The 16,215-nt window shown below is 35.0% G+C and carries 17 protein-coding genes; 5 read left to right on the top strand and 12 right to left on the bottom strand.

All coding sequences use genetic code 11. The features are described 5' to 3' along the window. Positions 1-23 precede the first annotated feature (23 nt). Together C7B89_RS08495 and C7B89_RS08490 are read right to left on the bottom strand one after the other, a co-directional pair. On the bottom strand, positions 24-2,408 hold the full coding sequence (locus C7B89_RS08495; protein ID WP_115673495.1) for an ABC transporter permease: 2,385 nt from the start codon (positions 2,406-2,408) through the stop codon (positions 24-26). Positions 2,409-2,411: 3 nt separating this feature from the next. Continuing rightward, a complete protein-coding gene (locus tag C7B89_RS08490) occupies positions 2,412-3,170 on the bottom strand; it encodes an ABC transporter ATP-binding protein (RefSeq protein ID WP_115673494.1) in 759 nt (252 codons plus the stop codon). 159 nt (positions 3,171-3,329) lie between these two features. On the opposite strand from C7B89_RS08490, the gene C7B89_RS08485 reads away from it, so the two are divergent. After that, positions 3,330-4,088: a DUF4184 family protein gene (locus C7B89_RS08485; RefSeq protein ID WP_115673493.1), complete on the top strand. Its 759-nt coding sequence runs from the start codon at positions 3,330-3,332 to the stop codon at positions 4,086-4,088. Positions 4,089-4,101: 13 nt separating this feature from the next. Here C7B89_RS08485 and C7B89_RS08480 read toward each other — a convergent pair whose 3' ends face one another. From C7B89_RS08480 to C7B89_RS08455, 6 genes are all read right to left on the bottom strand, one after another. Then, entirely contained in the window at positions 4,102-5,544 is a 1,443-nt protein-coding gene (locus C7B89_RS08480; RefSeq protein WP_115673492.1) for a sensor histidine kinase, read from the bottom strand. A gap of 9 nt (positions 5,545-5,553) precedes the next feature. Then, positions 5,554-6,273 carry a response regulator transcription factor gene (locus C7B89_RS08475; protein ID WP_115673491.1) on the bottom strand — a complete coding sequence of 240 codons (720 nt, stop codon included), beginning with the start codon at positions 6,271-6,273 and terminating at the stop codon, positions 5,554-5,556. 32 nt (positions 6,274-6,305) lie between these two features. Further along, positions 6,306-7,004 (bottom strand): hypothetical protein, encoded by a 699-nt coding sequence (locus C7B89_RS08470; protein ID WP_048391214.1) that lies wholly within the window; start codon positions 7,002-7,004, stop codon positions 6,306-6,308. 18 nt (positions 7,005-7,022) lie between these two features. After that, positions 7,023-7,895, bottom strand: coding sequence for an ABC transporter ATP-binding protein (locus tag C7B89_RS08465; protein WP_115673490.1), 873 nt, complete (start codon positions 7,893-7,895; stop codon positions 7,023-7,025). Between the two features lie 159 nt (positions 7,896-8,054). After that, the gene (locus tag C7B89_RS08460; protein WP_115673489.1) at positions 8,055-9,071 is read right to left on the bottom strand and encodes an ABC transporter permease; all 1,017 of its coding nucleotides are present in this window, start codon (positions 9,069-9,071) and stop codon (positions 8,055-8,057) included. Then, a complete protein-coding gene (locus C7B89_RS08455; RefSeq protein WP_115673488.1) occupies positions 9,068-9,796 on the bottom strand; it encodes an ABC transporter ATP-binding protein in 729 nt (242 codons plus the stop codon). The genes C7B89_RS08460 and C7B89_RS08455 overlap by 4 nt, the downstream gene beginning before the upstream one ends. Positions 9,797-9,912: 116 nt before the next feature. Between C7B89_RS08455 and C7B89_RS08450 the strand changes: the two genes are divergently transcribed. Beyond that, complete coding sequence (locus C7B89_RS08450; RefSeq protein ID WP_115673487.1) at positions 9,913-10,509, top strand: TetR/AcrR family transcriptional regulator; 597 nt, start codon at positions 9,913-9,915, stop codon at positions 10,507-10,509. Positions 10,510-10,548: 39 nt separating this feature from the next. Here the strand turns inward: C7B89_RS08450 and C7B89_RS08445 are convergent, their stop codons facing one another. The 4 genes from C7B89_RS08445 to C7B89_RS08430 all read right to left on the bottom strand — a co-directional run bounded on the left by C7B89_RS08445 (position 10,549) and on the right by C7B89_RS08430 (position 13,924). Next, a complete protein-coding gene (locus C7B89_RS08445; RefSeq protein ID WP_175400711.1) occupies positions 10,549-11,346 on the bottom strand; it encodes an ABC transporter permease subunit in 798 nt (265 codons plus the stop codon). A 2-nt stretch (positions 11,347-11,348) separates the two neighbouring features. After that, positions 11,349-12,230 carry an ABC transporter ATP-binding protein gene (locus C7B89_RS08440; RefSeq protein ID WP_244205605.1) on the bottom strand — a complete coding sequence of 294 codons (882 nt, stop codon included), beginning with the start codon at positions 12,228-12,230 and terminating at the stop codon, positions 11,349-11,351. 21 nt (positions 12,231-12,251) lie between these two features. Next, positions 12,252-12,887 carry a TetR/AcrR family transcriptional regulator gene (locus C7B89_RS08435; protein WP_115673485.1) on the bottom strand — a complete coding sequence of 212 codons (636 nt, stop codon included), beginning with the start codon at positions 12,885-12,887 and terminating at the stop codon, positions 12,252-12,254. 137 nt (positions 12,888-13,024) lie between these two features. After that, on the bottom strand, positions 13,025-13,924 hold the full coding sequence (locus C7B89_RS08430; protein ID WP_115673484.1) for a hypothetical protein: 900 nt from the start codon (positions 13,922-13,924) through the stop codon (positions 13,025-13,027). A gap of 285 nt (positions 13,925-14,209) precedes the next feature. On the opposite strand from C7B89_RS08430, the gene C7B89_RS23220 reads away from it, so the two are divergent. The 3 genes from C7B89_RS23220 to C7B89_RS08415 all read left to right on the top strand — a co-directional run bounded on the left by C7B89_RS23220 (position 14,210) and on the right by C7B89_RS08415 (position 16,196). Then, positions 14,210-14,575: a hypothetical protein gene (locus C7B89_RS23220; RefSeq protein ID WP_244205594.1), complete on the top strand. Its 366-nt coding sequence runs from the start codon at positions 14,210-14,212 to the stop codon at positions 14,573-14,575. Positions 14,576-15,036: 461 nt separating this feature from the next. Next, complete coding sequence (locus C7B89_RS08420) at positions 15,037-15,609, top strand: class I SAM-dependent methyltransferase (RefSeq protein ID WP_054550638.1); 573 nt, start codon at positions 15,037-15,039, stop codon at positions 15,607-15,609. After that, the gene (locus C7B89_RS08415) at positions 15,609-16,196 is read left to right on the top strand and encodes a DedA family protein (RefSeq protein WP_103117674.1); all 588 of its coding nucleotides are present in this window, start codon (positions 15,609-15,611) and stop codon (positions 16,194-16,196) included. Before C7B89_RS08420 ends, C7B89_RS08415 begins: the two co-directional genes overlap by 1 nt. The last annotated feature ends 19 nt before the right edge of the window (positions 16,197-16,215 follow it).

Below are 16,215 nucleotides of genomic sequence, written 5' to 3'. Positions count from 1 at the left end.
AAACTAGTAGGGGCCAAATTTATTTATTCAACAATTAATATGCGAGGCGACGTTTTAGCAATTATTTTGGTCGAAATCCAGCCGCCAAAAATGGCAGCTATTACACTTACAAAGCTTATACCGATACTTGTTGGCCAGTTTATAACAAGCGGTAGTTCGAGTAAGCCATAATCTAAAATAATTGACTGAAGTGCAAGAGGAATTAATTTTATCCCGATAAAGATTCCTGCTAATGCACCTATTATGGATAGAATTAAAATACCTATTGTAATCGACCATCTAATATTTGTAGAGGTCATTCCAATCGATTTATAAATGCCATACGTGCTACTTTCTTTTCTAACATTAATTCGTGATACACTAAAAATAATGATGCAGGTTACGATGACAAATAAAATACCAACAATTGAAAGGGGAATGACTAAAACGGCCACGACTTCTTTAAAGACGGCATCTAATAATAGCTGTTGTGTGACAGCTGATACAGAACTTTTAAAGTGCGTATTTAAATCCTCAACGAATGGCGTAGCGACTGTTTCATCTAAAAGATTAATCATACTTACCTCTGAAGTAGTGTAGGTAGTATTATAAACTTTAATAACCTCTGCTGTAATCCTTGCTGAATTTGACATATTTGCTATCGATTGATAGATTCCAGTAACAATAAGAAAATGCGGTTTCCCCTCAAGATAAACTTCTACAATGTCGCCTATATTTTTATTTAAAGCGCGAGCGACATTGAGTCCAATCGTGATTTCGTTCTTACTGATTGGATTACGGCCAGACATTGTCACATAGCCAGCGGCATCAAAGCTACCCTCAATCACATTGACATTAATATTTAATGGGGGATTGCTGTCATTAGGAAGTATGCCTGTGAATTGATCAAGCCATGCATGATCTTTAACCCGTTCATCAGCCATTAAAAAATCTTCAAATTGTTGTTTCGTAAAAGTTTCTTTATTAGATACAGTTACTACTACATGTGAGGCATCATATCCCCATGAAGGAGATGTTTCTTTGATGGAAATAAAGCTATTTAATATGACTACACTAAAGACTAGTATGGCAGACGTAATGGAAGTAAGTGCAATAACAAGAATGGAACTTTTTATGTTTTTTGTGATACTTTTAAGACCAATTTGAAGTTGAATCGGTAGACTGCTTAATCGAAATAATCTATTCGAGCTGTTTCTGCGCCGATTCATTTTACTATTTGCACTTTCTGACATCCCATATTTGATGGCTTGAACAGGCTCTACATTTCGCGCCTTGTGTGAGTAGAAATAGGCAGTGAGTAGCACAATGCCAAATAAGATGAGACCAATCACTATGTTGAGTAGAGTATCTTGATGTATGGTTAAATGATTTCCTGCCTTCATATATGATAAGGAGCTTTCTATAATTATTCTGGAAAGGAATTTACTAATGATGATGCCAGGTATAATCGCGACAGCAGATAACAATCCGAATTGTAATACGTAAGTGATACTTATCTCTCGAGAAGAAAGACCCAATGATTTTATAACGCCTATTGTTCTGTAATTCGTTAAAATGGCATCGGAAATGCTAAAACCAATAACAAACAAGGAAACCAAAAGCATAGCTATACCAAAGGCGATCATAATAAAGCCAATGATTTTATTAATGATCAAATAAAAAGAAGCTATTTCTTCATATTCCATTTTAGATTCAAGATAAGGTCCCTGCAGATACTTTTCAAAATCACCCCAATAATTGGTGTTTTGCTGATAGTCATTAAAGCGTAATGCCATCATGTACTGATCAGAACCTGTCATGGTTGCTAAATGCTGTTGATAATCAGTATTGTTCATCCAGATACGAGCATTTGTTGTAAAAGGGCCTCCGTATGGCATATCAACCACAATACCTGACACTGTTAAATTAAACGTGCTCTCACCTGTATGAAATTCAATTGCATCACCGAGCGAAATGGTAGCGCTTGATGCCAATGATGTGGGAATCCAAATCGTACCCTTAGGAGGAGAGAGTTGCTTTTCACCCTCAGAAAATAGTAATTGATCAATCATAAACGGTGTATTTGGCGTATTCATCATAAATAAATAGATATTGGATATTTCTTTCCCATTGAAGGTAAATCTAGATAAATTTCTATAGGGTATGAGACTAGAAGTAGTCACGCCTGGTTGCTCTTGCCACCATTCGTTTACAGCAATCGGGTTATGAATATTGTTACCCATTGTTAAAATTTGATGGGCACCATTTGAATCATGATGGGCTTTTTCAAAAATATTGTTTGTATTGGTCAGTATAGTGACAGAAGTCGCCAGTAAAAGTGTTGATAAAAAAATAAGGACAACCATCAGTCCATTTTGTATTTTCCGTTTTCTTATATAGGAAGAGCAAAGGGTTATAATCGCGTACATTTTTTACTCCTTCCCGGCAACATAAGAAAAGATAATGTGTTCCCGTTCTTGTATGTTGGTATGATCATATTTTTCAAAGTTTAAGATCCCATCTATTATTCCATCCTGAATGATGATTAGACGATTCGCACGACAAGCTGCCTTCATATCATGTGTAATCATGACAATGGATTGCCCATTTCTATTTAAATTCGTTAAGGTATCTAATACTGCTACACCTTGATCAAAATTTAAACTACCAGTAGGTTCATCTGCAAATAACACTTCAGGATTGTTGACCAACGCTCTAGCAATGGCAGCTCTTTGTTGCTGTCCACCTGATGTTTGAGAGGGTAATCGATTTCGTTGCTTTTCAAGTCCCATTAAACTTAGTAGTTGCTCCGCTTTTTGTATGACTTCCTTTTTATTTTTTTTCGCGATGTATCCAGGAAGAGCAATATTCTCTAGTAGCGTCATATCTGGAATGAGATTGCTACTTTGATAGATATAGCCAACCTTCTGTGAACGCAAAGTAGCTAACTTTCGTTCAGAAAAGGTATCAAGTTTTTCTCCCTGAAAATAAACTTCACCTGCTGTAAGGGCATCAAGCCCACTTAAAAGATAAAGAAGCGTTGATTTACCAGAACCAGAATTCCCCATAATAACGGTGAAATCCCCTTTATAAATGTCGACATTCATATTCTTAATAGCATGGAATTGTTCGCTGCCGGTTGAATAGGTTTTACATAAATTTTGGGCTCGAATCAGTATCTCTTTTTCCATGATAAGGCCTCCTTAACTCATTTTCTTTAGTGTAATATGTAATTATTAGTAAGTCCTTATGAAATTATTAATAAATTCTTACAGACAGAGTAACCTTTCTTAATAGTAAACGTTATAATATGCGATTTAATAGATGTAATAAATAAGGAGGTTTGAGATATGCCCTTAACATTTGCTCATCCAGCGGCAGTCTTACCTTTTTCTCGAAAAAGTAAATATATTCATTTTTCTGCATTAGTTTTAGGAAGTATGGCTCCAGATTTTGAATATTTTTTAAGAGGTCGGCCGATAGGGGAGATTGGTCATACCTTTGTAGGGTTCTTTTTATTCAATCTGCCACTCGTTCTTTTCATCTATTTGATTTATCAACGGTTTATCCAACAGCCAATCATGAGCCATTTACCAGAGTTTTTACAAGCTACAGAAAGCCATCAAATTGCAGGAAATAACATATGGAAAGTATTTGTTTTTGGCTACTCTGCATTGCTGGGCATGTTAACACATGTCATATGGGATTCATTTACACATCAAAATGGGCTTATGGTGACAAAACTTCGAGTTCTTACTCAAACATATACTTTCTTTGGCTATCAAATACCGATTTATAAATTTCTACAATACGGGAGTACCTTGTTTGGCATTGTGTTAATCTTTGGATATGTATATTACAGAGCAACTTTAAGCAAAGATAAAAAAATACCAGCTATATCGCCACGGAAAAAACGCATCTTTTGGAGTTTACTAGCTGTTTTAACGCTCGGATATGTATGTCTATGGCAGCTTATTAACGGCATTCCTTTAAGAAGTTATGGAATATGGGTTGTCCGTATTATCGATTCATTTTTTGGTAGTATACTTACCCTTTCTTTCTTTTTAGCATATAAGAAAAGAACGTTGAAAGAAAAAAAGACTTCCTAAAACGGGAGTCTTTTTACGAGATGGGGAGTATAAGTGTAAAGGTAGTGCCTTCATTAGGCTTACTATGAAATGAAATGGACCCATGGTGCGCTTCCATAATATGCTGACAAATGGATAGGCCAAGTCCTGCTCCTTCATTTTTAATGACTGATTCACTTCCAGGCTGCCGACCTCTAAAGTAACGTTCAAAAATAAAAGGCATATCTTCGGGAAGCATTCCATTACCAGTATCTATTACTTGGATATAGAGTGATTGATTTTCGATATAGGTAGTAATGGTGATGGTATCTTCATGAGAAGAATGTTTTAACGCATTGGTAATAAGGTTGGAGATCACCTGCTCTAGTCGATCAGCATCTACTAGAATAAGGACATTAGGAATACTAGTAGGTCTTATAAAATGAATATTTGTTGTTTGGACATAATATTGAATTGGTTTCAGAATGTTTGTAAGAACGTCTTGGCTATATTGTTCTTTTAAATGGATCGGGATATGACCAAGCTCCTTTAAGGTATGAATAAATAAATCATCAACTAGCCTCGACATCTTATCCGTATTAGACTGCATGATTTGAATATAGGCCATAAGCGAATCTTCATCTCGACAAATACCCTCTGAAATAGCGTCTAAATATGCTTTGATTGTGGTTAAGGGAGTTCTCACTTCATGAGATATATTAGAAATGAGCTTCTTTTGAGTTTGCTCTTGTTCATTGTGCTGGATGGCTAACTGTTTAATCTCTAATCGCATTTGATCAAATACTGCATACAATTCACCAATCTCATCCATTTTCGAGTGGATGGTAATTTGTTCGTAATTTCCTTTTACAATTTCCTCTGTGTTGTCCTTTAGCTCATCTAAAGGCTTTAAAATATCTTTATGAACTTTCCTTACTATGAATAGGGCAAGGCAAATGATCAAAAGGCTCAAGAAGCCAATAAAGACTAATAAAAGAATCGAGTTGGAATTAGTCTGTTTTAAAGGAAAGAGAATGTCTTTGTTCAGGGAAAAAATAGCATTACCTATCTGTTCATTGCTTTCTCCATTCATAATCGGAAAGGCTATATTAATCTTTCCAGGCTCTTGTTGTGAGGTAAATAAATCATAATGTATATCATGTTTAATATGAATAGTAGTTGAAACATCATTCTTAATTGAAGTGTAACTTACTGTTCCATCTAGTTGAACTACTGTAATATCAATATTCTTGTCATCACTCATTTGTTGTAGCGTGCTACGTACAGCTGAATCTAATGCGAAATTTGGAAAATGATCTTCTATGTACAATAATAATGGATTTACTGATAAACGAATTTGATTAATAACATATTTATCTTGTGATTCTTCTTGAGAAGTCTCTGTTGCAAAGTATAGTGAAAGGACAACGATAAACAATAATACAACAAAGATTAATAGGGTCCATAACCACTTATTCATCCAATTTTTTAGGTACATTTGATTCTCCTATGAGTGATTGGGTGTACTGAATTTATAACCGACTCCCCAAACCGTTTGAAGATAAACAGGATGAGAAGGGCTGACTTCAATTTTTTCTCGAAGCCTTCTAATATAAACTGTAATTGTATTTTCATCTCCATAGGTCTCATAACCCCAAACGGCATCAAGTAACTGACCTTTAGAGAAAACTTGATTTCTATTTTTAGCTAGGAAAAATAGCAGTTCAAACTCTTTTGCTGACAGTGGTATTGGCTTGCTATCACGTAAAAAAATATATTCCTGTTTATTTATGACCATATTATCTATGTGAATGACATCTCCTCCCATATGCCGTCCATTATGCTGAAGCCATCTATCCTGTCTTCGTAAATGAGCGTTAATTCTTGCGACAAGTTCACTTAGAGAGAACGGTTTTGTCATATAATCATCTGCTCCAAAACCTAATCCCAGTACTTTATCTGTATCACTTCCTCGAGCACTTAAAATAAGAATGGCAACATTGCTATTTTCACGGATTTTACGACATATTTCAATGCCATCACAATCGGGTAGAGAAAGATCAAGGATAATGAAATCAGGTTTAGATTCTTGCAAATAATGGATTGCTTCATGACCTGTTCGAACAATATGTGAATCGAACTGATTAACACTTAAGTAGTCCCTTATAATATTAGCTATATCATTTTCGTCTTCAACAATTAGTACTTTGATGTTCCCGTTGCTCATACATACTATCTCTCCTTAGTAAGATGTCTAAATCATTTTCTTCGGTTGACTAGGAAAAAAAACAAAACAATGATAAGGAATGCATAAATTATAATCCATGTGTATTGCCAATAAAAAACGTTGGGTATAACTTCAATTTGATCGCCCACACTCATCATTTCTAATGAAAAATGAAGAGGAGGAAGTAACCAAAGAAGTCCAGTTAGAATAGAATCTTTTAAAGTAGCGATCACGACAGAAATAATAAGGATGCCTATTACACCCCACCACGTATTTCGCCTATTTTTCACGAGTTCCCTAGTAAATAAAGCAGTGAGTGCAATGGCAAGTAACGATAAACTAAAATGAGACAAGAAACCTAGTAAAATATGTAATAGTTTGGGCTTCTCAAAAAATGCCTCTATTAGGATTGGATAGATGACAGAAACACAGCTTAGGCTAAAGGCAAGCAGCCCACAAATGATGAATATCCCTAAATTGTAGTCTATTGTTTTTCTCGTATGAAGGGTAGTAATCATTTTTTGTCCTTCATCTTCAGCATGAAATAATGTAACAGTAAACCAGCCCATTAAAAAAAAGAGCACAAGAGATGTAAATGAATAACTATCTAATATTGGATTAGGGACAAAAGTATAATTAACGATAAGACATAGAATGAAGATTGTAAAAGGTGGAACGTATTGATAGGTTCTTAAATAATTTATCAATTGATAACGTACTAAACTGCTCATCTTTTTCGATTCCTCCTTTCAAAAATGAGAAGAGAATTGTTCTTTTTTGTAGTGGACAGTAGCTAAATATTTAATTGAAGCATTGTGTTGTAATAATTTCAGTAAAATTTGATCTGAATCCTTTGCTGGAACAATCGTCACTATTTCATAATGTCCATTCACTAAAAGTTGTTGTTGTTGAATCTCTATCGAAGGTATGATTTCATCGAGTAATGATAGGCTAGCAATCTCAAAAATTAATCGATGCGTTGGATTGCGATCGAAACCCTCTATCTGAATGATCGTATTCTCTTGAATAAGTAAAACGGAGTCTACAAGGTTTTCGAGTAATTTGGTTTCATGACAGGTTAAGAGGATACTGAGTCCTTTGCTTCTTACTCTAGCTAAGATTTGTTCGAAATCATTTTGTGCCTTGGCATCAAGTCCTGACAATGGTTCATCCATTATCAGTAGATCAGTTTCTTCTAGCATCGCCTGCATAATCATCACCTTTTGCTTCATCCCTTTAGAGAAATGGACAATCCTTGTATCTTTTTCCTCTTTTAGTTGAAACATCTCAAGTAATTCTTCTATCTTCTGCAAAAGCTGCTTTTTAGCCATGCCTCGTATACAGCCCATGTGATAAAGATATTCTTGAGGCGTAAATAAAATATGAGAAGGAGTTGTTTCTGGTACATAGCCAACTTTTAAAGACGTTTTATGCTTCACAATAGAACCACTGTCTGGTTTAATGAATGCTGCAATAATCTTGAGTAAAGTGCTTTTTCCAGAACCATTTTTCCCCACTAGAGCAATGATTTGATTGGACGCAATTGAAAACGATACATTCTCTAAAATTTTTTTCCCATTGTATTGTTTACAGATGTTTTGTACTTCCAAAATAGTAGTCATCTTCACACACCTTTATTTTTGGATAATTCTTCTCCATAAAATAATTATAATGAAAATCGACCATTCACTTCAATTAAATTGGTTATATTTCCTGTTTTTAGTTATTTCAGTTACATAAAAAAGCTCTGCTTTTTAAATAGCAGAACTTTTAAGGATTGATTACAACGAACGATATTTTTTTAAACTGATAATATTTAACATAATGAAAACAATGGCAAAACAAGCAAGAATGCTGAGATTCACTATAATATCAGAAAGTGAATAACCTTTATACATCACACCATTCAATGCGTCCGCAGCATAGTATAGAGGCATGATACGCCCAATGTTTTGAAGCCATTCCGCCATACTATCCAGCGGGAAAATACCCGAGAAGAACACTTGAGGAACAATAACAAGCGGAATAAATTGCATCATTTGAAATTCTGAAGCGGCAAAGCTAGATAGCAACGCACCTAAGGATAACGAGACAAGAGCGACCATCATATTGATGAGTAGGACAAGCCAGATGGAGCCTACATGGACAATATCGAGCACATAAATACCAAACAGGACGATAATAATTGTTTGCAGGAACGCAAATAAACCATAGCCAACCATATAGCCTGCTACAATTTCTGAACGTTTAATCGGTGTCGCTAGTAAACGCTCCAATGTTCCAGAAGTACGCTCCTTTAATAAGGCAGTGCCCGTAATTAAAAAAACAAAGAAAAAAACAAAGAAGCCAATGAGCATAGGACTAAATATATCAAAAATAGCCGTATCCTGATCACCATAAACATAGTCCGTTTTCATACTGCCTATAGAGGCTTGTGTAGGCTGTAAGATTTGAGCAAGTTGCATCGTTAAAGCCTTTGCCAGAGAAGGATCATCATTTAATAAAGTTAACTTACTAACATTTTGCTCTACTGCTAGCCAACCATTATACTCTTTATCTTGTAGCTGTTTTTTTGAAAAATCATTGTCCACGATAATGGTAAAATCAGTCTCTTTTAATTTGTCGATCAATGGGGCGGGCGCATTAGAGACCACAAGTGTGACGGAAGCCTCATTACTATTGAAAATAAAATACATTAAGGACAAGACAAGAAGTGGGGCTAAAAATAATAAAGCAAGTGTCCGTCTATCTCTTTTCATTTGTTGGATGATTCTTGTGATGATAGCACTTATTCTCATTGAACGTCACCTCCAGCTTTTACAAACACCTCATCAAAGTCTTTTGCTTGATAATGTTCTTTTAACTCTTGTGGGGTACCCTGTGCAATAATATGTCCACTTCTCAGCATGGCCAATTGATCACATCTTTCCGCTTCATCCATCGCATGCGTCGTCACTAAAATGGTTTTTTGTTCTTGATCTTTTAAACGAATCAGTTCTTGCCAAATTTCCTTTTTTAAGACAGGATCTATCCCCACCGTTGGTTCATCCAAAATGAGTAGTTTAGGATTTTGAATAAGGGCAATAGCAAGAGATAATCGACGTTTCATTCCCCCTGAATAATTTTCTACTTTTTGTCGTAAGTCATCTGTTAAACGAACGAGGCTTGCTGCATAGGCTACTCTTTCTATTCGTTCCGCTTTAGATAGTGAATAAAGCTTTGCAAAAAAATGTAGATTTTCTTCTCCCGTTAAATCTGTATAAAGTGCATCTGATTGTGCCATATAGCCAATGTCATTTAATAATTGTTTATGAGGAACATTCAAATCTAATACTTGAATAGTACCACTATCAGGTTTCAGCATGCCCATAATCATTTTGATTAGTGTTGTTTTACCACAGCCTGACGGACCGAGTAAACCCATTAACTGTCCCTTAGGAACATCCAAAGAAAGGGGGGCAATAACTTGCTTATGTTGAAATCGTTTTTCGAGAGACTTAATAGAGATTGCCTGGTTGCCCATATGGTCCTCACTCCTTCACTGAACACAATGTTGATTTGATAAAAATTTTACGGTAGCATGTGAGCAAATACAATCAACAGTTTATCAGCAAGTGTTAAGTAAATGGAGGGAAATATGTGTCTGTACATGAAAAAATGAATTTTGAAACGAAGCAAGCCATTAAAAATGCTTTTATCCAACAAGTAGAGGAGGTAGGCTTTGAGCGTGTGACTGTAAAGAATTTAGCGTTTGTAGCTGAAATTAATCGTGGCACGTTTTACTTACATTATTCAGATAAATATGATGTGATGGAGGATTTGCAGCAAGAGCTATTAATGGAGTTAGAGCGCTATGTCAAACATGTTCAGCCGTTGGATGCTTTTCAAACGTTAAAAATGGGGCAACTCTATCAGCCATTTATCAAGGTGATAACGTGTATAAAAGAGCATGCACCAGCTTTTCGTATGTTATTAGGAGAGCAGGGGAGCCCTAGCTTTACACAAAAGGTGAAAATGATCTTTGGGAGTCATATTTTGGACAGATTATCGCTTATACGCAAGGAAGCACAAGATCCAGAGTTTCAACAATACTTACAAGCCTTTATAGCATCTGCCATTTTGGGAGTCATTCAGGAGTGGTTGGACAAGGGGAACGAGAACTTAACAGTAGAAGAAATGGTCGCTCTACATTTTCGATTAATACGTTTTTTAGGAAATGTAATAGGTACTATTTAATGAAAACCGCTACAGCACTGGATCTGTAGCGGCTAGAAATTAGAGATGTAAATCTCGTTTTACAAAAAAACGGATTGCTAGACTATAGCAAAGCAAGCCAATGAGGAAAAGTGTACCTAGCATCCACCAGCAAGAGCTATTTTGTTGGATTAATTGAACGGAATCGAACAATGAATAGATTGTAATGTATTGTAATTTGTCTAGTGAACCACCCATATTGCTCAGTGCCTCAATCAGATAAAAGGCAATGGGAATGCCAGCACTATAGGCATAGGATGTTCTTAAATCTTTCGTGCTGCAAGACATAAGAAAACAGAATCCACTAATGGCAAAGTGCAATAAAAATAGCCCGAAATTTAACAGCAGTAGGGCCGTTATGTCCAGCTCATTAGGGAATAATATTTCTGCAAAGACAATCATGACCAACGTAGTAACAGCAAGGAGTGTAAAAAGGCTGATGATCAAAAATAGTGCTTGTGTAAAGACAATTTTAAAACGTGTATTCGGTGTAGCGATTAAGTATGCCATCGAACCATTATCAATATAGCCCATGATGAGCTTATTGGCTAACATGATAGAAAATACCAAAGGAAGAATCATTAATAAAAATCCATATAAATAGGTGGAGAGAAATTCTATCAAGGTATCGCCAATGCTGGTCATACCAAAGGCTGCCATCATCTCAGGCATTGTTTCTGTTAATTTTTTTAGTGTATCCGTCATTTCTGGGTTATACATATAAATTACACTGACAATATATAGCATTAGTACACCGATAATTATGGTGAATAGTTTAAGAGAGGCAAATAACTCATGCTTGAATAAGGTAAAATTCATGATTAAGCACCTCCACTTTCGTAATAATGCATAAAAATATCTTCTAGTGACTGGGAAATAACGTCTAAGTCTATAATTTTATAGTTAGATAGCGTATGGAGAAATGCTTGAAGGTCTCCCATTATAGTAATCATAACTTTTGTAGAAGAGATACGTTCAAGTACATATTCCTCATCAAGGAAGCGAGTGAGCTCTTGCTCATCTTGAAACTCAAGCATGTATTTTTTAGATTTACGTTTCTTTAAATCTGTAATGGTTTCAGTCGCCACGATTTTACCTGCATTAATAATCGCTACACGATCACAAGTTTTCTCTACTTCTTCAATCATATGAGAGGACATGAAAATGGTCGTTCCTTTGTCCTTTTCAGCTAAAATGAATTCAATAAATTTGGTTTGCATGAGCGGGTCTAAACCACTAGTAGGTTCATCTAGAATGACAATTTCGGGATGATGCATGAAGGCACAAACTAAACCAACCTTCTGCTTCATACCTTTCGACATTTTTTTTATGAGCCCAGAAGTATCTAATTCAAAGAAATGCATTAATTCCTCGGCATGGGTGTAATCATTCATCCCTCTTAACTTAGCAATAAAGTGAATAAATTGCTTACCCGTCATTTTATCAATAAACGCAATTTCTCCAGGTAAATAGCCAACAACTTGTTGGATGGTTGCAGATGCCTCCCGACAATTTAAACCGTTAATGAAACAAGAGCCCTCAGTTGGCTGTAAAAAACCCATTAAATGGCGTATGGTTGTGGATTTTCCTGCCCCATTTGGTCCTAAAAAACCGAACACTTCACCCTTTGGAATTTGTAGATGAACATTTTGTATACTATAAAAATCGCCAAACTTTTTAGTTAAATGGTTTACTTCAATCATGGACACGTCACTCACCCCATTTTATTGATACAATAATGTTTTCAAAAATAGAAAATATTCACTAGCCTCTTCCATGCATTGCTCGATTAATTCATTAAAGAGCTCTTGATTATCTACATGCGCTTTTAATCTTTCCTCATAACGATGACTGATACCATCTGTTACCCATTGAATAGTATCAATTGCCTTTTTTATATCCAAATTTTCTCGGAATAAACTAGTATCAATTCCTTCGAATGCAGTTACATAAGCATTTTTTTGAAAAGCGGCATTGTAATGATTTAGTTCATCTCGTACCTCAGAGCTTGTTTCAGCATAGGCCTTTTTCAAAAAATCAAACAGCGCATGATATTGCTTCATGAGATCAATTTTAATTTTCATGATCTGTTCATAACGCTTAAAAATATCAGGCTCTGCTAAATCAATTTGGCGATTAAGTGCCACAGAGAATTTAGTAGTTGTATAGTCATATAAGAAAAGATATAAATTTTTTTTACTACCAAAATAGTGATATAAAATGCCTTTTGATATATTGGCATTGCTCACAATTTTGTTTGTTGAAGCGGTAGCATAGTTATTGAGCGAAAATTCCCTTAAGGCAGCATTAATAATTGCTTGGCGCTTTTCTTCGGTTAAATTCATAAAAGCTTGATACAATTTTTTACTCCTTTCCGTCATATTTTATGCCATTATATAGAAATTGACTACTGTGGTCAATGTGATTTGGGAAAATAAAAAAGAACATGATTGTGACCATTTCCAATAGTCTCACTCATGCTCTCCATTGCTTCAGTTTACTTATCATAATAATTGTTCAATGCAATTTCTAAACGTTCTTCTAAATGCTTTGAAATATAGCTTAGAACGAATTGCTCTTTGTCCATTTCAATTTGTGCGGACTTGAAAAATTTGGTGAAAAAACCGACTTTATGATTTTGGGAATATTGCTGTAATGCTTCTGTACGTAATGTAGAAACGATTTCATTTTCTATATGACGCTCTCTAATCTTTTGGACAATGTCCTTCACGCTATTTTCTTGCAGCTCGGTAATTTGATTTTGTAGATGCTCATTTTCCTGCTTTAGCTCCAACGTTTCTTTTTGAATTTCTTCCACTTGAAGGATAGAATCGGTCGAAAGACGTTGAATGTTTTTGTCAAGAAAGTCCTGATTAATGTTAACTTGTAATGTCCCTTGCTCTTCATTCGGCAAAATCTGAAAAAGACCTGTTTGAATCATTTGCTGTAGGACGTTTCCAAGCAAATCGATTTTATGTGATAAATCCTCAGAATCCATGGTCGTTGCGGTAATTTGGTGTTTCAGCAACTGACCGTTATCATCAATACCTAGCAATAATTTAATCCCCCTTACACGATACTCATCCTTCAATAATAAAATCATGCGCAATCTCAATATAGCAGGTAGGTTTAAACGAATATTGCTATTTGTATTGGGCGAAACATTGTCAAAAATATACTGTTCAAATGGTTTTAAATAGTAGCGAAGCATGGCGTCTGTAATATCAAACCAGCCCGCGACTTCTGCAATTGTATAGTGTTTCGATTCATCGATCTCTGCTAAATACCCATCATTATAGAGGTTTTCCTCTAAAGGTGTATGTTGCAGTGCCACAAACAATGGGTCATCTTGCACAATTTCAAGTACCATTTCTTTTGTATCATTTACTTTAAGCATCCTTACACACCCCACTTTATTTTTCCCATGACTAAATGTTCCCTATATAGGTTTCTATTCGATTGGCAGCAATTGTATGCCTATTTTATGTAGGAAATAGTCATTAGAACGAAGTACCTTTTAATCTTTTATGAATCTTAAGGGAAATTGTACTGATGTTCAGGAGGAAGTTAATACAGAAGAATTACCATCCTATACATTTTATTTTTTATAGATAAAAGATTATAATTAGTGTAAAATTACACTTAAATAATCATATTATATTTTTGTGGAGGTGAAGCTGAAATGAAAAGATGTATTCAAAGTATGTTGTCGCTATTTCCATTCCCGTTTTTATTTCATTTTTACGAGTATAATAGCCACCTCTCAAACCAAGAGGCTAGCTTCTTATTTCCGTTATTTCTTTTTTTCATTATTGGGGTTGGCATAGTATCTAGAAATGATCATCTACCTTTGTTCATTGTCCTAAATTTTTTGATGACTGCTTTGTCTTTAATGTTAGGCCATTTTTTTATAGATGATGATGGAAGTTGGTTTAAGCCTTTTGGAAGAGATGTAGCCATTATCTTTGTTTCATTTTTTTATGTTTTAGGGCAATTAATTATAAGAGGGATTAATATTGGAATCATAAGACATAGAGTAAAAGATTAAAATTACAATAAGTCGTATAAGAAAGGACCATGCCTTTATACAGCTGTTAAGAAAAGAGGAAAATATGATCATTACTATTGATACAGCTAAAAATGAAGATTATATTGCGATCAATCATCTTGGGGAAACGGTTACTTGAACGTTGGAAAGAATGGGGAGGGGGCTACATCTATAGAATTAATGTGTGTGAGTTCAATACCAATGAAATTGAATTTTAATAGCATTTAGGGATGAAGAGTGTAAAAAGAAAAATGAAGATGAATATAGAAATCAAGCAATTAAGTCACTCATGAATGAAAATGAGCGACTTTTTTGTTTTCACCGTATGAGATCGTGTTGATCTACTAACTAAATAATGTCAATTATTAAGAAAAAGTTAAGAATTCTCCTTGCAAATCTTTAAGAAAGTCTCTTTATAGTTAAAACCATCAATAAAGAAAGCAAAGCGAGGAGACAACTAAATGCAGCTCATCACCTTCCTTACTGAATTTATAAAGCATCCAAAAACAATAGGCGCTATATCACCTAGTTCTAAGAAATTAGCGCATAAAATGGTGCAACCTATTTGCTTTGAGACGGCTCAATGCATTATAGAGCTTGGCCCTGGGATGGGGGCCTTTACAAAGGAGCTTGTGAAAAGAAAAAAGCCAGCTACATTGCTTGTTCTCATTGAACATAATGCGATTTTTTGTGAGAAACTGCGTAGGCAATTTGCTCATGTAGCTAATGTTGTAGTGATCCATGGTTCAGCAGAAAATTTGAAGCAATATTTGACAGATTTGAATATCGAAAAAATAGATTATGTTATTTCTGGACTGCCATTTACATCGTTAAAGGCGGAAGTATCGTGTTGTATTTTAAGAAATGTGAGGGATTGTTTGTACAATGGAAAATTCATTACTTTCCAATATTCACTTGTGAAAAAATCATTTTTCCAAACCTATTTTCAGAATATTTCACATGAGAAAGTATGGATTAATATGCCACCAGCCTATGTATTGAGCTGTAGGCTAGGAAATACGAGGGTCAGCTAATGGAGCTAAAGGATCTTTTATTATTTATTGAACAATATGGCTATTTTGCTTTGTTTTTTAGTTTATGGCTAGGGATCATAGGCATGCCGCTACCAGATGAAATGATTGTCATGAGTGGTGGTTTTCTATCGTCGCTAGGAAAATTGATCATATGGAAATCTTTCTTACTTACTTATTTAGGCGTTGTTTCAGGGCTTTCTCTAGGATTTATACTTGGAAAACTATTTGGTCATCGTGTACTCGATAAACTTGTGAAAAAGAAAAAGGCAAAGTACTTAACCAAATCACAAGAATTGTTAGATCAATATGGACACTTTGCATTAGTCCTGAGTTACTTTATTCCAATTGTTCGACATATCCTCCCTTACTTGGTGGGAATGAATAATATGTCTTTTAAAACATATGCCTTATTTTCCTATACAACAGGCTTTGTCTGGACATTGATTTATTTTACACTAGGTTTATTATTTGGCAGTCAAATTGAATATATTTCTTTGATTGCTACGAAATATGGTATGTACTTTGGGTTATTCATCGTGACTGTTAGCTGTATTTATTATTTTTATATACGGAAAATAAAAAAATAGCTAAAATGGAGGAGCATTA

The sequence above is a fragment of the Lysinibacillus capsici genome, from assembly GCF_003367505.1.
GTDB classification, from domain to species: domain Bacteria; phylum Bacillota; class Bacilli; order Bacillales_A; family Planococcaceae; genus Lysinibacillus; species Lysinibacillus capsici.
The sequence above is the reverse complement of the archived record's forward strand: the minus strand, read 5'-3'. Positions and strand labels throughout refer to the sequence as shown.